Origin of the sequence: Sediminicoccus sp. KRV36, assembly GCF_023243115.1 — a bacterium.
Taxonomy (GTDB): domain Bacteria; phylum Pseudomonadota; class Alphaproteobacteria; order Acetobacterales; family Acetobacteraceae; genus Roseococcus.
The window spans coordinates 417,063-437,793 of sequence record NZ_CP085081.1; the positions used below are offsets into that span (position 1 = coordinate 417,063).

The 20,731-nt window shown below is 69.3% G+C and carries 16 protein-coding genes; 8 read left to right on the forward strand and 8 right to left on the reverse strand.

Annotated features, from left to right (window positions below; genetic code table 11):
* The first annotated feature begins 3 nt into the window (after positions 1-3).
* The 4 genes from metH to LHU95_RS23320 all read left to right on the forward strand — a co-directional run bounded on the left by metH (position 4) and on the right by LHU95_RS23320 (position 6,382).
* Entirely contained in the window at positions 4-3,501 is a 3,498-nt protein-coding gene (metH, locus tag LHU95_RS02000) for a methionine synthase (RefSeq protein ID WP_248709708.1), read from the forward strand.
* A 2-nt stretch (positions 3,502-3,503) separates the two neighbouring features.
* On the forward strand, positions 3,504-4,448 hold the full coding sequence (locus LHU95_RS02005; protein WP_248709709.1) for a hypothetical protein: 945 nt from the start codon (positions 3,504-3,506) through the stop codon (positions 4,446-4,448).
* A gap of 123 nt (positions 4,449-4,571) precedes the next feature.
* Positions 4,572-5,459 carry a cation diffusion facilitator family transporter gene (locus LHU95_RS02010; protein WP_248709710.1) on the forward strand — a complete coding sequence of 296 codons (888 nt, stop codon included), beginning with the start codon at positions 4,572-4,574 and terminating at the stop codon, positions 5,457-5,459.
* Positions 5,456-6,382 (forward strand): energy transducer TonB, encoded by a 927-nt coding sequence (locus LHU95_RS23320; protein WP_283094283.1) that lies wholly within the window; start codon positions 5,456-5,458, stop codon positions 6,380-6,382. The genes LHU95_RS02010 and LHU95_RS23320 overlap by 4 nt, the downstream gene beginning before the upstream one ends.
* A gap of 80 nt (positions 6,383-6,462) precedes the next feature.
* Here LHU95_RS23320 and LHU95_RS02025 read toward each other — a convergent pair whose 3' ends face one another.
* From LHU95_RS02025 to fliF, 8 genes are read right to left on the reverse strand one after another with little or no spacing between them, the layout of a single operon-like run.
* Positions 6,463-7,326, reverse strand: coding sequence for a methyltransferase domain-containing protein (locus tag LHU95_RS02025; RefSeq protein WP_248709711.1), 864 nt, complete (start codon positions 7,324-7,326; stop codon positions 6,463-6,465).
* A gap of 19 nt (positions 7,327-7,345) precedes the next feature.
* On the reverse strand, positions 7,346-8,095 hold the full coding sequence (locus LHU95_RS02030) for a P-loop NTPase (protein WP_248709712.1): 750 nt from the start codon (positions 8,093-8,095) through the stop codon (positions 7,346-7,348).
* Positions 8,092-9,018: a GTPase gene (locus tag LHU95_RS02035; protein ID WP_248709713.1), complete on the reverse strand. Its 927-nt coding sequence runs from the start codon at positions 9,016-9,018 to the stop codon at positions 8,092-8,094. Before LHU95_RS02035 ends, LHU95_RS02030 begins: the two co-directional genes overlap by 4 nt.
* Positions 9,019-9,021: 3 nt before the next feature.
* The gene (gene flhA, locus LHU95_RS02040) at positions 9,022-11,082 is read right to left on the reverse strand and encodes a flagellar biosynthesis protein FlhA (protein WP_248709714.1); all 2,061 of its coding nucleotides are present in this window, start codon (positions 11,080-11,082) and stop codon (positions 9,022-9,024) included.
* A complete protein-coding gene (locus tag LHU95_RS02045; RefSeq protein ID WP_248709715.1) occupies positions 11,079-12,467 on the reverse strand; it encodes a sigma-54 dependent transcriptional regulator in 1,389 nt (462 codons plus the stop codon). Before LHU95_RS02045 ends, flhA begins: the two co-directional genes overlap by 4 nt.
* Positions 12,464-12,790, reverse strand: coding sequence for a flagellar motor switch protein FliN (gene fliN / locus LHU95_RS02050; RefSeq protein WP_248709716.1), 327 nt, complete (start codon positions 12,788-12,790; stop codon positions 12,464-12,466). The genes LHU95_RS02045 and fliN overlap by 4 nt, the downstream gene beginning before the upstream one ends.
* Before the next feature lie 24 nt (positions 12,791-12,814).
* A complete protein-coding gene (gene fliG, locus LHU95_RS02055) occupies positions 12,815-13,819 on the reverse strand; it encodes a flagellar motor switch protein FliG (RefSeq protein ID WP_283094284.1) in 1,005 nt (334 codons plus the stop codon).
* Positions 13,816-15,513, reverse strand: coding sequence for a flagellar basal-body MS-ring/collar protein FliF (gene fliF / locus LHU95_RS02060; RefSeq protein WP_248709717.1), 1,698 nt, complete (start codon positions 15,511-15,513; stop codon positions 13,816-13,818). Before fliF ends, fliG begins: the two co-directional genes overlap by 4 nt.
* Positions 15,514-15,646: 133 nt before the next feature.
* Here fliF and LHU95_RS02065 point away from each other — a divergent pair, with 133 nt between their 5' ends.
* The 4 genes from LHU95_RS02065 to LHU95_RS02080 all read left to right on the forward strand — a co-directional run bounded on the left by LHU95_RS02065 (position 15,647) and on the right by LHU95_RS02080 (position 20,687).
* Positions 15,647-16,246: a cytochrome c oxidase assembly protein gene (locus LHU95_RS02065; protein ID WP_248709718.1), complete on the forward strand. Its 600-nt coding sequence runs from the start codon at positions 15,647-15,649 to the stop codon at positions 16,244-16,246.
* 149 nt (positions 16,247-16,395) lie between these two features.
* Complete coding sequence (locus LHU95_RS02070; protein WP_248709719.1) at positions 16,396-17,229, forward strand: cytochrome c oxidase subunit 3; 834 nt, start codon at positions 16,396-16,398, stop codon at positions 17,227-17,229.
* A 158-nt stretch (positions 17,230-17,387) separates the two neighbouring features.
* Complete coding sequence (locus tag LHU95_RS02075) at positions 17,388-18,383, forward strand: GDP-mannose 4,6-dehydratase (protein ID WP_248709720.1); 996 nt, start codon at positions 17,388-17,390, stop codon at positions 18,381-18,383.
* A 90-nt stretch (positions 18,384-18,473) separates the two neighbouring features.
* Positions 18,474-20,687, forward strand: coding sequence for a tetratricopeptide repeat protein (locus LHU95_RS02080; protein ID WP_248709721.1), 2,214 nt, complete (start codon positions 18,474-18,476; stop codon positions 20,685-20,687).
* The last annotated feature ends 44 nt before the right edge of the window (positions 20,688-20,731 follow it).

A 20,731-nucleotide genomic window follows, 5' to 3' on the forward strand; every position in this document is an offset into this window, starting at 1 on the left:
CCCATGGCTGCTCGTCCGCACCTCCTCGATGCCCTGAATGACCGCGTGTTGCTGTGTGATGGCGGCATGGGCAGCCGTGTGCAGGCGCTTACCCTCGATATCATCAAGGACTTCTGGGACAAGGAGAATTGCACCGAAGTGCTGACCCTCTCCCGCCCCGAGCTGATTCGCGAGATCCATCGCGGCTATTACGAGGCGGGCGCCGACATGGTGCTGACCAATACCTTCGGCGGCAGCCCGATCACGCTGGAGGAATTCGAGCTCGGCAACCGTGCCTTCGAGATCAACAAGCTCGGCGTGGAGCTGGCGCGCGAGGCGGCGGAGAGCTTCGCCGATGGCCGTCACCGCTGGGTGGTGGGCGATATCGGCCCGGGCACCAAGCTGCCCAGCCTCGGCCATATCACCTATGACGCGCTGGAAGAGGCGCTGACCGAGCAATGCCTTGGCCTGATCGCCGGCGGCTGCGACGCCATCCTGACCGAGACGAACCAGGACACGCTCTACATCAAGGCCGCCGTGAATGCGGCAAAGATTGCCAAGGCCAAGACCAAGAGCGACATCCCCATCTTCGTGCAGGTGACGGTGGAAACCACCGGCACGCTGCTGGTGGGGCCTGACATCGCCGCCGCCGCCGCCGTGATCCATTCGCTCGATGTGCCGCTGCTGGGGCTGAATTGCGCCAGCGGCCCGCAGGAGATGGCGGAGCATCTGCGCTGGCTCAGCCAGAACTGGCCCGGCCTGCTCAGCGTGCAGCCCAATGCCGGCCTGCCGGAGCTGGTGGATGGCAAGACGCATTATCCGCTGGGTGCGGAGGAAATGGCCGTCTGGATGGAGCGCTTCGTCGTGGAAGACGGCTTCAACCTGATCGGCGGCTGCTGCGGCACCTCGACACCGCATATCGCGGCCCAGGATGCCATGCTGCGTCGCCTGGGCGGGGCGAAGCACCGGCCGACGCCGGTGAAGCGCAAGTATCATTGGGTGCCTTCGGTCGCCTCACTCTATTCCGCGACGTCGCTGCGGCAGGAGAATTCCTATTTCTCCATCGGCGAGCGCTGCAACGCCAATGGCTCCAAGGCATGGCGCGCCGTGCAGGAAGCCAATGACTGGGATGGCTGCCTCGCCATCGGCCGCGAGCAGGTGGCCGAGGGCTCGAACTCCCTGGACATCTGCACCGCCTTCGTCGGCCGCAACGAGATGTTCGAGATGAGCGAGGTGATCACCCGCTTCACCTCCAGCGTGAACAGCCCGCTGGTGATCGACAGCACCGAAACCAATGTCATCGAGGCTTCGCTGAAGCTGCATGGCGGCAAGCCCATCATCAACTCGATCAATTTCGAGGAAGGTGAGGGTGCGGCGCATGACCGCATGAAGCTCGCCAAGAAATTCGGCGCCGCCGTCATCGCGCTCACCATTGACGAAGTCGGCATGGCCAAGACGGCCGAGGACAAGCTGCGCATCGCCGAGCGCCTGGTGGATTTCGCCTGCAACAAATACGGCCTGCCGCAATCCGACCTGATGATCGACCCGCTGACCTTCACCATCGCGACCGGCAATGAGGATGACCGCAAGCTCGGCCTCTGGACGCTCGAAGGCATCCGGATGATCCGGGACAAGTTCCCGGATATCCAGATCATGCTGGGGCTCTCCAACATCTCCTTCGGCCTGAACCCGGCCGCGCGGCATGTGCTGAACAGCGTCTTCCTGGATCACGCGGTAAAGGCGGGCATGACGGGCGCCATCGTGCACGTCTCCAAGATCAAGCCGCTGCACAAGATTCCGGCGGAGGAGGTGAAGGTCATGGAGGACCTCATCTATGACCGCCGTACCGAGGGGTATGACCCGTTGCAGGTGCTGCTGGAGATGTTCTCCGGCCGCAAGGCCGCCGACAATGTCGCCAAGGTGAAGGCGGCGACCGTGCAGGGCCGCCTGAAGGACCGCATCGTGGATGGCGACCGCAAGGGCCTCGATGATGAGCTCGCCGCCGCCATGGCCGAGGGGATGGAGCCACTCGCCATCATCAATGACGTGCTGCTGGACGGCATGAAGGTGGTGGGTGAGCTGTTCGGTGCCGGCAAGATGCAGCTGCCCTTCGTGCTCCAATCGGCCGAGACGATGAAGGCGGCCGTGGCCTATCTCGAACCCCACATGGTGCGCGTCGAGGGCCAGGAGAAAGGCACCATCGTGCTCGGTACGGTGCGCGGCGATGTGCACGATATCGGCAAGAACCTGGTGGACATCATTCTCACCAATAACGGCTACAAGGTCGTCAATCTCGGCATCAAGGTGCCGCTGAACGACATTGTCGCCGCGGCGAAGGAGCACAAGGCCCATGCCATCGGCATGTCCGGCCTGCTGGTGAAATCCACCGTCGTCATGCGCGAGAACCTGGAGGAGATGAGCCGCCAGGGGATCGACATTCCGGTGCTGCTCGGCGGTGCCGCGCTGACGCGCAACTATGTGGAGGATGACTGCGTGCAGGCCTATGCCTGCGGCAAGGTGGTCTATGCGCGGGATGCCTTCGACGGCCTGCACCTGATGGACAAGGTGATGGGCAATGATTTCGAGGGCTATCTCGGCACCATCCAGTCCAAGCGCGTGGGCAAGACGCGCAATGAGAAGCGCACGCTCGGCGCAGCCGATCCGCGCGGCTTCGCGCCCGTCGATGTGGCCTATGCGCAGACGCGCCGCCGGCGCGAGACGGCCAATCTTCCGGTTCCCGTGCCGCCCTTCTGGGGGGCCAAGGTGATCGAGACGGACCCCAAGGCGCTGGTGCCCTTCATCAATGAGCGCAGCCTGTATCAATTCCAGTGGGGCTTCCGCAAAGCCGGCCGCAGCCTCGAGGATTTCCTGGGGTGGGCCAAGCAGGAGCTGCGCCCCGTGCTCAAGCGCATGCTGGCCCTGACGGAGGAGCAGAAGATCCTCAAGCCGCAGGCGATTTACGGCTACTGGAAATGCGCGGGCCAGGGCAATGATCTGATCCTGTTCGAGCAGGACGGGACGACGGAGGTGGCGCGCTTCAACATGCCGCGCCAGCCCAAGGAGGATGGCGACTGCATCGCCGATTTCGTGCGCGACATTGACGATGCCGAGCGTGACGTGATCGGCCTCCAGGTGGTGACGGTCGGCCAGAAGGCCTCCGACATGGCGCGCGAATGGTTCGAGGAAAACCGCTACCAGGATTACCTCTACCTGCACGGGCTCTCGGTGGAGATGGCCGAGGCGCTGGCCGAGGTGACGCATAAGCGCATCCGCGCCGAACTCGGCTTCTCCTCCGAAGATGAGCGTGACATCGAGAAGATGCTGAGCCAGGGCTATCGTGGCGGCCGCTATTCCTTCGGCTATCCCGCCTGCCCGAAGCTGGAGGACCAGGCGCCCATCCTGGAACTGCTGGACGCCAAGCGCATCGGTGTGGACATCAGCGATGAATGGCAGCTCCATCCGGAGCAGAGCACCAGCGCCATCGTGCTGCACCATCCGCGCGCGAAGTACTTCTCGGTCTGACGGTGCGTCCGGCGCTTCTCCTGGTCTGCACGCTGCCGCTTCTGGGCTGCGGGCTGGGGGAGCGCCGGATCGTGGATGTGAGCGACAGTTTCTGCGCGGCTCGGCTGCGCCAGGCGGTGCCAAGCCTGCCGCCGCCCGGCCCTGGCGAAGCCAGCCGCTTGCTGGCCGGCGGATTTTCCGCCGATGCGATCGAGACGGCCGAGGCCATCGGCGTTCTGGGCCGGATGCAGGCGCTCATCGACACGGAACGCCGGCCCGGCAATGGCGTGCCGGTCATCCTGGCGCGGCAGGCGGTGACGGACCGCGTGCTGCTCGCTTTGCTCGATGTCCAGGCGACACTCGCGACGATTGATTGCGAGGGCGAGCGCGCCGACCAGCTGCGCGGGCAGCTGCAGCGCAATGAGACGCGGCGCGCGCGCAATCTGGGCCTGGCCGGCATCCTCATCGGCGCTGGCACCGCCGCCTTGACCGGTGGGCTCTCGCTCGCGGGGGCAGCCGCGGCGGGCGATACGGTGGGTATCATCGGTGGCTCGGCGGAGGCGGCGGTGGCGAGCACCTTGCTGTTCGGCAGCACCAGTGGCCTCTTGCGCACGCGCACCAACCTGCTGGCCGAAATTCATCGGCAGCCTGCCCAATCCAGCCTGTTTCCGCCCACGGTCTGGCGCTATCTGACGCGCCGTGATGCGCCGGGCGAGCCCAATATCGCCGAGGAGATCGTGGCCGAATGGCGCGCCGCCGGCCTGCTGGACGGGGAGCCGGAGCTGGACCCGCTGTTTCTCGGCGAGGCGCGCCTCGCCATTGAAGATCTGGAGCGGCGCGATGCCATGCTGGACCTGACCGAGGCGCGCATCGCGCTGATGAGCAGGGACCTTCGGCAATTGCTCGAGGAGGTCACGGCCAGGCCGGTCCCGACCTATGGGCGCGGCCGGCGCGCAGGGCCCCCGTGATCCGGCGCCAGCCATGCCGGATGAGGGCGGAAGTTGCGGAGTTGCCCGTCACGGCCCCGCCGCTTCGCGGGCTGGACGGAATGGGCTAGAGGGTGTTCTCCCGCCGCAGCGATGAGGAAGAGTTTGACCCGCGCCGTGCCCCTCGCGGCAGGCAGTGTTGCCATTGCCCTCGCCGTCCTGGCGATGAAGCTGGTCGCCTGGTGGCTGACCGGCAGCGTGGCCCTGTTCGCCGATGCGCTGGAAAGCGTGGTCAATGTGGCTGCCGCCATCGCCGCCCTGGTAGCGGTGCATTACGCGGCCCAGCCAGCTGATGCGAACCACCCCTATGGCCATGACAAGGCCGAGTATTTTTCCGCGGTGCTGGAAGGCGCGCTGATCCTGGTCGCGGCCTTCGTGATTTTGCACGAATGCTGGTCGGTCTGGAATGCGCCGCGCACGCCCGTCCTTTCGCTGATCGCCTTCGGCGTTGCGATGACCGCGACGGCGGTGAATGCAGCCTGGTGCGCCGTGCTGTTCAAGCAGGGCCGGCGCCTTCGTTCGCCCGCGCTGTTGGCTGATGCGCGGCATTTGCTGGCGGATGTCGTCACCTCCGTTGGCGTTCTGATCGGCGTTGCGCTGGCGCTCGCCACGGGGCTGCTCTGGCTGGATCCGCTGCTGGCGGCGCTGACGGCGGTGAACATCCTGTTCAGCGGCGCGCGGCTGGTGCGCGAGAGTGTCGGCGGCCTGATGGATGAGGCGCTCTCGCCCGAGCTTCTGGCCCGCATCCGCGCCACCGTCGCAGCCGAGGCCGAAGGCGCGATCGAGGCGCATGACATCCGCTCACGCCAGGCGGGGCGCTCCACCTTCATCGAGTTCCATCTGGTGGTGCCCGGTGAAATGCGCGTGGTGGAGGCGCATGCGATCTGCGACCGGGTGGAGGCGGCGCTGAAGGCCGAGCTCGGCAGCGCCATCATCACCATCCATGTGGAACCCGACACCAAGGCGAAGCACAGCGGGGTGCTGGTTCTGTGACGCCGGGCAAGCCTTGGGCCGTTCCCAGGCGGAGCGCGCGTTTCAGCGCTGCCGCGCTGGCCTCGTTCCTGCTGCACGGGGCCTCCCTGGCCGGGCTGGTCTGGCTGGTCCATCGCCCGCCGCCGGAGGATGCGCCGCCCGAACGTGGCGTGGAAATCGTCTGGGACCAGGCCGCCGCGGAAGCGGTCAGTGATGCCGAAGCCCCCGCGGCGCCCGGCGCCCCGCCCGAGGTCGCGGCCCCCGCGACCGCTGAGGCACCGCCGGAGCCGCCCTCCCCCGTGGCGCCCCCTTCGGTGCCCAGCGTTCCGCCGCCGGTGCCGCAGATGATGGCGCAGGCGCCGGTTCCCCCGCCGATCGACCTCGCGCCGCTCGAACTTCCCACGCCGGATCTACAGGTGGCGCCGCCCCCCGTGGCTCCGCCCGAGCCGCCGCCGCCCGAGCCGCCGCCGCCTGAGCCGCCACCACCCGAGCCGCCACCGCCTGAGCCACCACGCCCGGAGCCACCACGCCCGCCGCCCCCCCGGCCAAGGCCGGCGCCGCCGCCACGCCCGGCGTCACGCAGCCAGCCACCCAGTGAGGCCAGCAGCCAGGGTGAGCAGAATGCGGCGCAAAGCGTCGCCGGCATTGGCCGCGCCACGGGCGCCGTGGTCCCGCCGGGGCCCGACGCACGCTACCAGAACGCGGCCCCGCCCTATCCCGAGGCCGCGCGGTTGCGGGGTGAGCAGGGCACGGTGGGGCTTGAGCTTGCCATCGGTGCGGATGGGAAGGTCGTCAGCGTGACCGTGGCCCGCAGCTCGGGCTCGCCCATGCTGGACGCGGCGGCGCGCCGGGCTGTCCAGGACTGGCGCTTCCGGCCGGCCATGCGGGATGGCGATGCGGTGGCGGGCACCATTCGCACCTCGGTGCATTTCCGGCTGCAATGACGCGCCACGCGATCGGGCGGGCGTGTCTGCTGTGGGGATGACGCAACCCTGCGGTCAAACGCGCTTCGGGCCAGCGGCGCTCAAGGCGGGCTGGGCGCGCGCCGTGCCACCAGCAGCCGATAGCGCACCCAGCCTTCGGTTTGCAGCGTCTCCAGCAGCAGGCCGCCGATTTCGGCTTCGGCCCGCACGCCCAGGCCCAGCAGGTGTGGCAGCCAGGCCTTGCGGCGCAGCTCCGCAAGCCGGGGCGCCACCGCCGGCATGCCGCGCACCTGGAGAAGGGGGTTCAGATCCTGCTCGGCCACCAGTTCCAGCCCGGATGCCTGCAGGGCTGCGATCCAGCCAGCGCGCTCCGGCGCCACCGGGCAGCGCCAGAAGCGCTTGAACTCAGCGAGGCGCCCGGCCGGCTCGGGCGGCAGGGCTGCTTCCGGCATGTCATCCACCACCAGCACATGCCCACCAGGCGCCAATTGCCGTGCCAGGCCAGCCAGGGTCGCCGCCGGATCGGCGCTGTGGATCAGGCTCTCGATGCCGTAGATCAGGTCAAATGGCCCATCGGGCGGGACGTCATAGGAGCGCACCACCACCCGGACCCGATCGCTCAGCCCCGCTTCGGCGATGGCCGCATTGCCGCGCGCCGCCTGCTCGGGCGAGAGGGTGAGGCCGGTCCAGTCCCCACCCAGCTTCGGCGCCAGATCCAGCATGGTGGCGCCGTAGCCGCAGCCGGCATCGAGCACGCGCGGCGCGTCAGGAAGGGCCACGCCCTCCAGCATCAGGCGATGGATCACCAGGGGGGAGGGCGGGCCGCCATCCGGATCGGCCAGCGCGCGGTGTACCGGATGAACCGCCTCCCCCGCCGCCCGTCTCTCGCGGTAGAAGGAGAGGCCATCAAGCCAGCGGTAATAGCGCTGCACGCGCCGCGCCTGGCGTTCGGATTCGGTGGACATGGGCGGCGTTTACGCGAGATCACGCGGCTTGTCGCTCTCCCATCAGGCGGGGCAGCGCCGCCGCCAGGCGTCGCAAATCTTCGGCGGCGTGGGTGTTGGGGTGGCGCGTCAGCAGCGGCGCCTGGGCGCGGATGGCCGCCGGCACGCGCGGGTCGCGCCGCACCGCGCCGAGCAAGGGCAGCCCCTGGCCAAGGAAGCCGCGGCAGGCCGCGTCGAGCGCCGCATGCACGCGGCCCGGCTGGGCCGCCATATTGACCAGCAGCCCGGCCTTGCCCTCTGGCGCATCACGCCGGTGCAGCTTCAGCACGGCATAGGCATCGGTGAGCGAGGTCGGCTCCTCCGTGGCGACGACGATGAGCAGATCGGCGGCTGCTGCCAGCCCGCGCTGCGCCGCGCCGATGCCCGCCCCCAGATCAAGCACCACCCAATCCAGCGGCAGGTCCCGCAGCATGGCGGCGAAGCCGCGCAGCGCCGCGCCATCCAGCCCGGCCAGCGCGGCCGAGCCTGAGCGCCCGGGCAGCACGGCGAAGCCGCCGGCATGGGGCAGCAGAGCGGCCGCGGCCGGGCAACGGCCAGCCAGGACATCGCCCAGATCGCAAGGTGGGTCGAGACCCAGCTGCACATCCACATTGGCGAGGCCGAGATCGCCATCCACCAGCGCCACGCGTCTGCCCGCTTCCGCCAGGGCCTGGGTGAGGCCGATGGCGAGGCAGGTCTTGCCCACGCCGCCCTTGCCGGAAGCGAAGGCGATCAGCTTTGGGGAATTCATGCGGTATTCTCCCGGTGCAGGCCCTGTGCCATCCGCCCTTGCGCCATCCGCCCTTGCGCCATCCGTCCTTGGGCCAGCCGCGCAGCCAGCCAGTCAGCGGAAAGCGGTTGCAGCCCATGCGCCACCTGCGGACCGATGCCCGCCTCGGTCAGTGCGAGGCCGACACAGGCGGCCGAGAGCACGCCCCCCAGCCGGCGCGCCATGTCGAGCCGGGTCGGCAGCAGATGCCGGGCGCCGAGCATATGGAAGGCGCGGGCGATCTCCGCACTTTCCTCGGCATCCAGCCCGGCGGGCAGGACCAGGACGGGGGTGGCGTCGGCGGCGCGGATCAGCCGGTGCAGCCGCTCGGCCTGGGCATCGTCGAAGGGGTCACAGCCGAAGCCATCCACCAGGGCCAGCTGGCCGGGCTCACGCGCTTGCACGGCCTTGGCCAGGGCTTCCGGCACGGCGGCCACGGCGAGTGTCAGCCGCAGCAGCCGGGTGAAGGCGGCCAATTGCTCCACCGCGCCGGCCCGGGCGCCATCCGCCGTGACGACGATGGGCGGCTGCCCGGCCATCGTCGCGCGGGCGGCGAGCTTGGCGCAGGTCAATGTCTTGCCGGCGCCGGGCGGGCCGACCAGCAGGATCGGCCGATCCTCGGGCAGAGCTTCGAAGACAAGCCGCGCCCCCAGCGCGGCCGCCAGATCCAGCCCCGCGAAGGATTCACCCAGCCCGGGCGAAAGATTGTGCCGCGCCAGCTCAGGCGGCGCCGCCTCCGGCTCCGGCGGGATCAGCTCGGGTTCCGCGAGGTCGAGTGCGGCGGTGACTTCCACGCCGCCGCCCACGCGGCGCGTGCTGAGCACCACCGCATCCTCGCCCAGCGCGTCGCGCACGGCGGAGAGGGCGAGGGTCGCGTTGCGCGCGTGAAACACCCGAAGCCGCATGGCCTAGACGCTGGCCAGGCTGCGGATGCGCACCCGCGGGTGGATCTCCGCCTGGGAGAGCACGGCCATGCTCGGCCGGAAGCGTTCCACGATGGCGCGCAGATGCGGGCGCAGCGCGCCCGAGCAGAGCAGCGCCGGATGCTCACCCTGTGCCGCCTGCGCATCCAGCACGTCGCGCAGCCGCTGCATGAAGGCCTGCAGGCGGGCGGGCTCCATGGCCAATTGCCGGTCCTCGGGCGGACCGGCCAGGCATTCGGTGAAGGCTACCTCCCATTCGGGCGAGAGCATGATGATGGGCACATAGCCCTGTGCCCCGCGCGACGCCTCGGAGAGTTGCCGGCTCAACCGCATCCGCACGATGCCGAGCATTTGCGGGAGCGAACGCATATTGGCCGCCGCCGCCTCCTGCAGGCCTTCCAGGATGGTCGGCAGGTCGCGGATGGAGACGCGCTCGGCCAGGAGAGCCTGGAGCAGGCGTTGCAGCAGGCCGATGCTCACCTGGCTCGGGATCAGATCCTGCACCAGCTTCTGCTGTTCGCGCGGCAGTTCATCCAGCAGCTTCACCGTCTCGCTGTAGGAGAGCAGCTCGCTCATGTTTTCGCGCACCACCTCGGTCAGATGCGTGGCCAGCACGCCGGCGCAATCCACCACGGTGCAGCCACGCGCCAGCGCCTCCTCGCGCAGGGTTTCCTCGATCCAGAGCGCCGGGAGCCCAAAGGCCGGCTCGCTGGTTTTTTCGCCCGGCAGATCGGGCAGGCCGCCTTCGGGGTTGATGGCCAGGTGCAGGGGCGGCCGCAGCGTGCCGCGCGCGGCCTCGATCTCCTTGACGCGCAGGATGTAGGTGTCCGGCGCCAGGTCCAGATTGTCCTGGATGCGGACGGAGGGCAGGACGAAGCCCATCTCCTGCGCGATGGAGCGGCGCAGCCCGCGAATCTGCTCGGTCAGGCGCGGCGCCTCACCCGAGGCAAGGGCGAGCAGGCCATAGCCCAGTTCGAGCCGCAGCAGATCCATCCGCAGCGCCTCCGAGACGGCGGGCTCGGTCGGCAGCTGGGGTGGTTCCTCCGGCAGGACCGGCTCCGCCAGGCTGGCCTTGCGCTGCAACCAGGCGGCAGCGCCGGTGGCGCCGGCGATGGCCAGGAAGGGCAGCATCGGCATGCCCGGCATGGCCCCCATGACCACCGAGGAGCCGGAGGCGATGGCGAGCGGCTTCCAGCCGGTCAATTCGCGCGCCATGATCTGGTCAGCCTGCTCATCCCGCGCCGCCTTGGTGACGACGATGGCGGCGGCAACGCTGACCAGCAGGGCCGGAATCTGGCCCACCAACCCATCGCCCACGGTCAGGATGGAATAGGTTTCCACCGCGTCGCCGAAGCTCAGCCCGTGGCGCCCGATGCCGATGGCCAGGCCGCCCAGCAGATTGATGAAGGTGGAAATCAGCCCGGCGATGGCATCGCCCTTCACGAATTTCGAGGCACCATCCATGGCGCCGTGAAAGCCGCTTTCCTCCTGGAGTTCGCGGCGGCGCTGGCGTGCCTGGTTCTCGTCGATCGTGCCGGCGGAGAGGTCGGCGTCGATCGCCATCTGCTTGCCGGGCATGGCGTCCAGGTGGAAGCGCGCGGCGACTTCTGCAATGCGGCCAGCACCCTTGGAGACGACGACGTGGTTCACGATGAGCAGGATGGCAAAGACGATCATCCCCACCAGGATATCGCCGCTCATCAGGAAATTGCCGAAGGCCGCGATCACGCCGCCCGCCGCCTGTGGCCCCTCATGCCCATTGGCGAGGATGGCGCGCGTGGTGGCGACATTGAGGCCCAGCCGGAACAGCGTGGTGATCAGCAGCAATTGCGGGAAGGACTGGAAATCCAGCGGCCGCGTCAGCAGCAGCGCCACCATGAGCATCAGCACGGAGGCGACGATGTTCAGCGCCAGCGCCGCATCCAGCAGCACGGCCGGCAAGGGCACGATCAGGATGATCATGACCAGCACGACGCCCGCCACCAGCACAGCCTCGGAGGAGAGGCGCAGATGGCGCAGCCAGGGGGGGATGCTGAGGCTGTTCACGCGACGCGCCAACTATCCGGCAGCTGCCCCGGCGCCAGCGGGACATTCACGCCCTGGCCGCGATATTCGGCGAGCTTGTTGCGCAGCGTGCGGATGGAGATGCCCAGGATTTCCGCCGCCCGTGTGCGATTACCCAGGCACCGGCCCAGGGTCTCCAGGATGAGTTCGCGCTCCACCTCCTCCATGCGGCGGCCCACCAGCGCGGCGATGGGATGGGCGGCCGGCGGATGGAGCGGCGCTGGTGCCGCCGCTGGCCCGATGGCCAGGCTTTCGGGGCTTGCTTCCGGCCCACCGCCAAGCTCGATGGCGTCCGTGCCGATCTCATGCCCGGAGGCGAGCAGCACGGCGCGGTGCAGGGCATTTTCCAACTCCCGCACATTGCCGGGCCAGGGGTGTGCCATGAGCCGCGCGGCGGCGGCGGGCGCCAATCGCCGCGCGGGCAGGCCATTGGCGGTCGCGTAGCGTTCGGCGAAATGCTCGGCGAGCGGGAGGATGTCCTCGCTGCGCTCGCGCAGGGGGGGGATGCGCAGCTGCACCACATTCAGGCGGAAATAGAGATCCTCGCGGAAGCGCCCGGCGCGCACTTCGGCCTGCAGGTCGCGGTTGGTAGCAGCCAGGATGCGCACATCCACCTTCACTGGCTGCGTGCCGCCGAGCTTGTCCACCTCGCGCTCCTGGATGGCGCGCAGCAGCTTGGATTGCAGGCGCAGTTCCATCTCGCCGATCTCGTCCAGCAGCAACGTGCCGCGCTCGGCCTGCTCGAATTTTCCCTTGCGCGCGGCGACCGCGCCACTGAAGGCGCCGCGCTCATGGCCGAACAATTCGCTTTCCAGCAGCGCCTCGGGCAGGGCCGCGCAGTTGAGGGCCACGAAGGGGCCGCGCGCGCGCCTGGACGCCGTATGGATGTGCCGCGCCAGCACCTCCTTGCCGGTGCCGCTCTCACCGGTGATCAGCACCGAGGCTTCGGCCCGCGCCAATTGCTCGGCGCGGGCCAGCAGCGCGCGCATCACCGGATCCCGGCAGACCGGCGCGTCATGCGCCGCCGTGACCGCCTCCAGCATGGCGGCGATCAGCTCGGCCTCGGGCGGCAGCGGCAGGAATTCCCGCGCGCCGGCCCGAATGGCGCGCAGCACCGCATCGGCATCGGCATTGCGCCCGCAGGCGATAAGGGGGGTGGCGATGCGCTCCTCCGCCAGACGCTCCAGCAGCCAGGGCAGATCATGCGCGGCATCGGCCAGGATCAGGTCGGCGCCCGCGCCACGCAGCCTTTCGAGGCCGGCCGTCACCCCCTCCACCTGGGTCAGTTGCGCGCCGCGGGCGCAAGCGATCCGCGCCGCATGCCCCAATTCGCCTGAGAGCGAGCCGATGATCAGCAGCCGCGTCATATCCCGCGATCCGCCTTGACGATTTCCGTCATGGTGATGCCAAGGCGGTTATCCTCCACCATCACCACCTCGCCGCGCGCGACCAGGCGGTTATTGACGTAGATATCCACCGCCTCGCCCAGCTTGCGGTCCAGCTCCACCACGGCGCCACGGCCGAGCTTGAGCAGCTGGCTCACCTGCATCGTGGCACGTCCCAGCACGGCGCTGACCTGCACGGGAATGTCATAGACCGCCTCCAGGTCACGCGGCAGGCTGGCCGCGCGCTCGCCGCCCAGCGGCGTGCCGGGTGTCGCCGGTTCGAAATCATCCGTGGCGTCGCTCATGCGGCCTCCTGCCGAGTGTCATGGTCATTCAACGAGCTGGTCATCCTTGCCCTCCGAAAGCTGGATCTGCCCCTGGGCGGCGAGGTCCTTCGCGGCGGCGACGACGGCCGCCTGCGCCTCATCCACATCCTTCAGCCGCACCGGGCCGAGGGCGGTGATGTCATCGCGCAGCAGCTTGGCGGCACGCTCGGTCATGTTGCGGAAGAAGAGGTCCCGCATCTCCTCGGCCGCGCCCTTCAGCGCGAGGGTGAGGCGTTCCTTCTCGACCGAGCGCAGCAGCGTCTGCAGCCCGGCCGGATCGAGGCGCTTGAGGTCATCGAAGGTGAACATCAGCGCGCGGATACGCTCGGCCGATTCGAAGTTGCGCTCTTCCAGCGCGGCCATGATGCGGCTCTCGGCCTGGCGATCCAGGCCGTTGAAGATATCGGCCATCATCTCATGCGCGTCCCGCCGCGTGGAGCGTGCGAGGTTCGACATGAACTCCATCTTGAGCGTGCGCTCGACGCCTTCCAGCGCCTCCTTCTGCACATTGTCGATGCGCAGCATCCGCATCACGACCTCCATGGCGAAGCCATCGGGCAGCAGGGAGAGGACGCGCGCCGCGTGATCGGGCTTCACCTTGGTCAGCACGACGGCGACGGTCTGCGGGTATTCATTCTTCAGGTAGTTCGCCAGCACCGTCTCATTCACATTGCCGAGCTTGTCGAAGATGGTGCGGCCGGCCGGACCCCGGATTTCCTCCATGATCTGGTTCACCCTTTCGGGCGGCAGGGTCCGCAGCAGCAGCCGTTCCGTGTTCTCATAGGAGCCGATGAGGCTGCCCGCCTGGCCGATCTGGGCGGCGAATTCATCGCAGATCGCCGCCACCGTCTCGGCGGAGACCGAGCCGAGCTGGGACATGGCGTGGGAGAGGTCGCGGATTTCATCCTCATGCAGCCGGGCGAAGAAGCGCGTGGCATGCTCCTCGCCCAGGGCGAGCATCAGGATCGCGGCCTTCTGCGTTCCGCGCAGCTTGGTCCGGGCGCTCACGCCTCTTCCTCCGGCGCCAGCCAGCGGCGCACGGCCGCCAGCGCCTCTTCCGGGTGGCTGTCCACCAGCGAGGTGATGCGGCTGATATAGGAGGCCCGCAATTGCCCCTGGACATGGGCCAGATGGACCATGGCTTCATCATCGGCGCCATCCTGGCCGGCCAGGAGACCGGCGGGGCGTTCCCCGCCCGGCAGGCTGGGATCGCCGGGCTGACCCGGGATGGCGGCCTGATCGCCGCCACCCTCCAGCGCCGCGCCACCCATGCCCGCCAGGGCGGGCGTCGGGTTGAGCGAGAGCGAAAGCTTGCGGGCCACCGGGCGGGCCACCAGCAGCAGCGTCAGCAGGATCAGCAGGCCAATCACCGCCGTTTCCAGCAGCCGTGCCAGCACCGCCGGCGGGATATCCAGGCCGAGCGGCCCGGTTTCGCGCGAACCATCGCCGGGCTCGGCGAAGGGCATGGAAACGACTTCGACCCGGTCTCCGCGCGGCTCGCTGAAACCCACGGCGTTGCGCACCAGGGCCGCGATGCGGGCCAGCTCCTCGGGCGTGCGCTCGCGCCTGGTTGCGGAGCCGTCGGGGCGCGTCTCGGTCACGCCATCCACCAGGACGGCGACGGTCAGGCGCCGGGTGACGGGATGCTCGCGCAGGACGTTGCGGATGGTGCGGCCGATCTCGAAATTGGAGGTCTCCTCCTGGCGGCTCTCCTGGTTGCCGCCGCCGCCCGATGCGGCTTCCGCGCCCGGCAGGTTGTTCGCCACGCCGACGGCAGCGCTATCCAGCGTGCGGCTGGTTTCGTTGCTGGACTGCGTGCTGCGGGCCACCTGGTTCTCGGGGTCGAAGCGCTCCTCCCGGGTTTCCACCCGGTCGAAATCCATGTCGAGGGCGACTTCGGCGCGGACGCGGCCGTGGCCCAGCACGCGCTCCAGCATTTCCTCGACAGCGCGGGAGAGGCGGGCTTCCTGGCCGCGGCGCAACTCCTCCTGGGTCTGGGCACCGGCCGGCCCGCTCAGCGCCTGGCCGCCGCGCGCCAGCAATTCGCCGCGGCTGTCCACGATGGAGACGTTCTGGGCGCGCAGCCCCGGAACGGCGGTGACGACGAGGTGGAGCACGGATTGCACCCCCTCCCGATCCAGGCGCTGCGCGCCCTGCATGGTCAGCAGCACGCTGGCCTGGGCTTCCGCCCGCTCGCGCGAGAAGGCCTCGCGGCGGGGCAGTACCAGATGGACGCGGGCGGCGCGCACGCCGCTCAGGCCGCGGATGCTGCGCGCCAGCTCACCCTCCATGGCGCGCAGGCGGTTCATCTCCTGCTGGAACGGCGTGGTGGTCAGGCTCTCATTGCGGTCGAACAGCTCATTGCCGATGGAGCCGCCGGCCGGCAGCCCCTCGCGGGCGAGGGAAAGGCGCAGCCGTGGCACATCCTCGGCCGGCACCAGCACCTGCATGCCGCCCGCCGCCAGCCGGTAGGGCACGCGCTGACGCTCCAGCGCGGCCACCACCGCACCCGCATCGCGGCTTTCGAGCTCCCCATACAGCAGGCCCATCGCCGGGGTGCCCGCACGCATCACCAGGAAGATGATCAGGCCGAGAACGCCGATGGCCGTGCCCGCCAGGGCCAGCATCTGGATCCGGCCCAGCCCGCGCAGCTGTGCGATCAGATCCTGCATGGCACCATCCGGCACGGCGCGCTGCAACAAGACATCCAAATCTCCCGGGGGCCCATCCTGCGCCCTGGGCAGAAAGTGCCGCATGCCGCGTTGCGAAAGGCTTAACGCGGCGACACCCGGCCAGAGGCTTGCGTCCCTCCGCCCGAGGGGCCAGATCACCGGCATGACGCCGCAAGAGGTCCTCGCCCGGAAAAATCGCCGCATCGGCTTCGCGGCCTTCGGCTTTGTCGCGCTGATGGTGGGGGTCAGCTTCGCCGCCGTGCCGCTATATGACCTGTTCTGCCGTGCCACGGGCTTTGGCGGCACGCCGATGATCGGCCAGGCCGCGCCGGTGGCACCTGGCACCGCCACCGTCACGGTGCGGTTCAACGCCCAGACGCAGCCGAACCTGCCCTGGCGCTTCGAGGCGCAGCAGCCCTCCGTGCAGTTGCGCGTGGGGGAGGAGGCGCTGGCCTTCTACGTGGCGCGCAACCTGGGCGCGACGCCGGTCACGGGCATCTCGACCTATAATGTGACGCCGGATGTGGCCGCGAAATACTTCCACAAGACGGCCTGCTTCTGCTTCGAGGAACAGACGCTGGAGCCCGGCCAGTCGGTGGACATGCCGCTCGCCTTCTGGGTGGATCCGCGAATCGCCGAGGACCCGGCGACGCGCGGCATCCGCACCATCAGCATCAATTATACCTTCTTCCGCAGCCTGAATGACGCGGAGCGCGCGGGCGCCCTGGCCAATGCGGGGCCGCATGTGGGCCGGCCGCGCTAGCGGATCCATGCCGGCCCATCGCTGAACGCCGATGGCGGATCGCCCGGTTCTGGCTGGCCACCCTTGATCACGGGGCCGTTTTCCGGGATTGTGCGCCGCAACGCCCCGGCGCCCTCTCGGCCCCCGGGGGATCAATCGCAGGACGAGTGATGGCCAGCAACGCCGAGGGCGCGAGCCCCTACAAGCACCCATACCACCTGGTCGAGCCGTCTTTCTGGCCGATCCTGGCCGCTTTCGCCGCCGGTACCATGCTGCTTGGCATCATCGTGCTGGCGCATGGCGGCGGAAACTGGGTGTTGGCGCTGGGTGGCACCAGCGTCCTGGTCTGCATGTTCGGCTGGTGGCGCGATGTGCTGAAGGAGAGCCGGACGGCCGGGCTGCATACCCCGGTGGTGCGCCTGGGTCTGCGTTACGGCATGATCCTTTTCATCGCCTCCGAGGTCATGTTCTTCGTGGCCTTCTTCTGGGCCTATTTCCACTTCGCACTCTATCCGGACCATGTCTCCGGCGCCGCCACCGCGATCTGGCCGCCGGCTGGCGTCAAGACCTTTGACCCCTGGGGCCTGCCCTTCCTGAATACCATGATCCTGCTGCTCTCGGGCTGCACGGTGACCTGGGCACATCACGCGCTGCTGGAGAATGATCGCAAGAACCTGATCATCGGCCTCGCGCTGACGGTGGTGCTCGGCATGGCCTTCACCGGGCTTCAGGCCTGGGAATACAGCATGGCGCCCTTCGCCTTTACCGGCGGCGTCTACCCTTCGGTGTTCTTCCTGGCGACGGGTTTCCACGGGTTCCACGTCATCGTCGGCACCATTTTCCTGGCTGTCTGCCTGTTCCGCGCCATGGCCGGGCAATTCACGCCGGAACGGCATTTCGGCTTCGAGGCCGCCGCCTGGTACTGGCATTTCGTGGACGTGGTGTGGCTCTTCCTCTTCGTGTCGATCTATGTCGCCGGCGCAGGCGAGATCGCCCATCACTGAAGCTTGCGTGGCGGCCTTGGGTTAAGGGGGCCGCCCGATCGCCAGGGCATGGGCGGGGAGAGATCCTTCCCTGCTCGCCTTTCTTGCGCTGGCAATGACCGAAATCCTCCGCTATTCCTACAGCGACGCTCCTGCCAGGAGTGTCCATGGGAGCTGAGATGACTGCCCCAGTCGCTTTGATCATCGGCATCGCGGGTCAGGACGGCACCAGTCTCGCGCGATTTCTCCTGGCTCGGGGCTATGTCGTGCATGGGGTGAGCCGACGCATCTCGCTGCCGAGCACGGATCACCTCAAGGCCCTTCGCGCAGGCACAAATCTGCATCTCCATCAGGGTGATCTGACCGAGTTGGGCAGCCTGCTGCGCGTGTTGCAGCGCGCTCAGCCGAACGAGGTTTACAACCTGGCCGGGCCGAGCCTGCCCCCGTCGAGCATTCCGCACCAGGTGGCTGATCTTGTGGCGCTGGGCACGCAGCGGCTGCTGGACGCTGTCCGCCTGCATGACGCAACGGGGCGCCTGCGGCTGTTCCAGGCCTCGGGCCATGAGATGTTCGGCAGCGGCGGTGATGCGCCGGTCACTGAAGCGACCGCGCCGCGGCCGGATTCGGCGCTGGGCGTGGCGCGTCTGCAGGCCCGCTGGATGGTGGCCCAGGCCCGCGAGAGGCATGGGATGCATGCCTCCAGCGGCATCCTTTTTCCGCATGACAGCGCCCGGAGCGCGCCGCACGCGCTCAGCCAGTACATCCTGCAGGGTGTGGCCGCTTTGGCCGAGGGCAGCGCTGGCCCCGTGCTTCTCGCCGATCTCGATGCAAAGCGGGATTGGGGGCATCCGCGCGACTATGCCGAGGCGATGTGGCGGATGCTCCAGCAGGAGCAGCCGGGCGATTTCGTCCTGGCCAGCGGCATGGTCCATCCCCTGCGGGAGATGGTGCGGCGCGTCTTCGCCCATTTCGGCACGGAACTGGGCTGGCGCGGCGCGGGGCGCCTTGAGGCCGGGCATTGCCAGGCAACGGGCCGCCTTCTGGTCCAACTCGATCCTGCGGCACCGGGCGCGCAGACCGCCTTGGGGGACTCGACGAAGGCGCGCGCCGAGTTGGGCTGGCAGCCGAGCATCACCCTTGAGGAGGGGCTCGCTGAACTTGTGCGTTCCCGATAGGTTTGCCATGCCGGGGGGCGGGGGTGCCATTCCACGTTTTTGCCAGCCATCCCCTGCCAGGGAGTTCCTCGGCCAGCGAGGGAATGCTTGATGGCTCTGCGCGGACGGATTGATGGGGTTTTCGAAGGCGTGCTGCGCGCCTGGCTTTGGGATCCGGACCGGCCCTCCGAGCGGTTTTTCGGTCATCTGCTGCTGGATGGCCAGCCGGCCATGCGCCAGCGCGCGGACCGCCCGCGGCCGGATCTGGAACTGACCGGCCTGACCGGCGGCGGCTGCGGCCTGGAATTTCCCCTGCCCATCGCGGCACAGGATGGCACCGCGCATGACATCCTGCTGCAGGCCGAGCAGGAGGGGCTGATGCTGGTGCTGGACCAGCTCTCCCTCGTGCTGCCGCGCCGGCTCCACATGCTGCGCGGCCGGGCCGAGCGCGTGCAGGCCGGACAATGCCTGGGCTGGGCCTGGGACCAGGCCCGCCCCGACCAGGCCGTGCTGGTTGAATTGCTGCATGGCGGCCGCGTCATCGCGCGCCAGCTGGCCGATCTGCCCCGGGCCGACCTCGCCCGCGCCCGGATCGGCGATGGCAGGCATGGCTTCGCCTTCGATCTGCGGGCGCTTGAGCCGATGCCGCCGGCAGGCGCGACCCTCGAATTGCGCTGCACGGCGGCCTTCGGGGAATGGCCGCTTGGCGAAGTGGTGATGCCGGGCGCGGCCGGGCCGCAGCGCACGCTATCCCCCCTGCCGGTTGCGCCGCCGCCGCGCCTGTCCCGGCGGGAATGTCTGGCCGCCGCCCGCAAAGCCGAGGGCGAGCGGAACTATCCCGAGGCGGCCCGCGTGCTGGATGCGGGGATCCTGGCGAATCCGGATGATTTTGACCTGCTGTCACTGCGCGCGCGCGTACATCTGGCGTTGCAGGAGATGGAACCTGCCGAACGGCTCGCCCGCATGGCGTTGCGGCGCAGTCCTGGCCATCCCCGCGCCCTCGTGATCCTGGCGCGCATCGCCACGGCGCTGGGCCGCCATGATGAGGCGGTGGAGTTCTGGGCCGGAATCGGACCCGGCGATTCGGCCTTTCGCGAGCGGCTGGCCAAGCGCGCGCGCAGCCTCGCCATGCTTGGCCGCTCGGCCGAGGGGCTCGCGGAATGGGCCCTGGCCCGCAAGGCCCGGCCCGAGGACCAGGAAGCGCTGCGCCACATGGCCGAGGCCGCCGAGGCCGCCGGCGCGTTGCGCGCGGCCCGGTCCCATTGGCGCCGCCTGCTGGCGCTGGCCCCGCAGGACCGGGGCGCGCAGGAGCGGCTGGCCGCCTTGCAGGCGCAGCTTTCGGCCGCCCCCGCACCACCTTCGCTTTCCCCCCTCGCCAATCCTGATCTGCGCGATTGGCGTGGCCCGCTGGAGGAGTCTGCGGGAACCGATCCGGTCTGGCCCGCCCCGGGGCTGAGGCTGCGCAGCCTGGACCCGCAGGGAATGGGTGGGCGCCTTTTCGTGACACCGATTACCCCGCAGCAGCGCTCGCCCGGGGAGTTGCCCGAATACGGGCTTTACCTCCGGGCCGAGGGCGATGGCGCGGAAATCGGCTTCGCCCTCTCGGCCGATGCGGGGGCGGGCCCGATCCGGATGGCGCTGGAGATGCATGCGCCGCACGCCGCCGCCGGGCTGGACGTCTCCATCCTGCTCCAGGCTTCCGTGGCGGATGGGCCGGAGCCACGCTTGCTGCGGCAGATCAGGGCCGAGGCCCGGCCGAGGCTGCATCGCTTCGACCTCCAGCTGACCGAGGCGGAGGGCCGGCTGTTGCGTGCCGCCGGTCTGGATCTGGTGCTGCGTCTTGAAACGCCGGGGGTGCTGCAGCTTCATCCGCCGCGCGCCCTGGCCCGGCTGGCAACTCCCCAGACGGCCGAGATCGGCTTCGAGACACCCTTCATGGCCCTGCCCATTCCGCCCGCAGAGCCGGCGGACCCGGAATTGATGGAACTGGCCTGCCCCTTCACCTCCATCAGCATTCTCGCCGTGCCGGAGGCCATGACGCAGACCATCCGCCGTATCCTGGAGGGCACCGCCGCCGCCTTCGAATGCGTGGTGACGCTGGAGCCCGGATGGCCGGAATCGCTGATCCGGACGCTGCACGCCCTGGCCGCGCAGGATCCACGTCTGCGTATCCTGCCGGCCGGCGCGGCTTCGGCCACGGGTTGGCTCGCATTGGTCGAGATGCCGCCCGCGGGGGATGCCGGCTGGCTGGCGGCGCTGCACCGCGACGCCGCGCGTCAGGGCCGGGCGGAGGCGCCGGGCGTCGTGCTGGAGTGGTGCGGCTGAGGCTGCCTCGCCGGGCCGGATCATGGCCGCCGGGGCAAACGACC

Bases quoted from the DNA above. Each gene is read 5' to 3' on its own strand.
- metH (WP_248709708.1), top strand. From the start codon at position 4: ATGGCTGCTCGTCCGCACCTCCTCGATGCCCTGAATGACCGCGTGTTG.
- LHU95_RS02025 (WP_248709711.1), bottom strand. From the start codon at position 7,326: ATGTCCACCGAATCCGAACGCCAGGCGCGGCGCGTGCAGCGCTATTAC.
- LHU95_RS02030 (WP_248709712.1), bottom strand. From the start codon at position 8,095: ATGAATTCCCCAAAGCTGATCGCCTTCGCTTCCGGCAAGGGCGGCGTG.
- LHU95_RS02035 (WP_248709713.1), bottom strand. From the start codon at position 9,018: ATGCGGCTTCGGGTGTTTCACGCGCGCAACGCGACCCTCGCCCTCTCC.
- LHU95_RS02045 (WP_248709715.1), bottom strand. From the start codon at position 12,467: ATGACGCGGCTGCTGATCATCGGCTCGCTCTCAGGCGAATTGGGGCAT.
- fliN (WP_248709716.1), bottom strand. From the start codon at position 12,790: ATGAGCGACGCCACGGATGATTTCGAACCGGCGACACCCGGCACGCCG.
- LHU95_RS02065 (WP_248709718.1), top strand. From the start codon at position 15,647: ATGACGCCGCAAGAGGTCCTCGCCCGGAAAAATCGCCGCATCGGCTTC.
- LHU95_RS02070 (WP_248709719.1), top strand. From the start codon at position 16,396: ATGGCCAGCAACGCCGAGGGCGCGAGCCCCTACAAGCACCCATACCAC.
- LHU95_RS02075 (WP_248709720.1), top strand. From the start codon at position 17,388: ATGACTGCCCCAGTCGCTTTGATCATCGGCATCGCGGGTCAGGACGGC.
- LHU95_RS02080 (WP_248709721.1), top strand. From the start codon at position 18,474: ATGGCTCTGCGCGGACGGATTGATGGGGTTTTCGAAGGCGTGCTGCGC.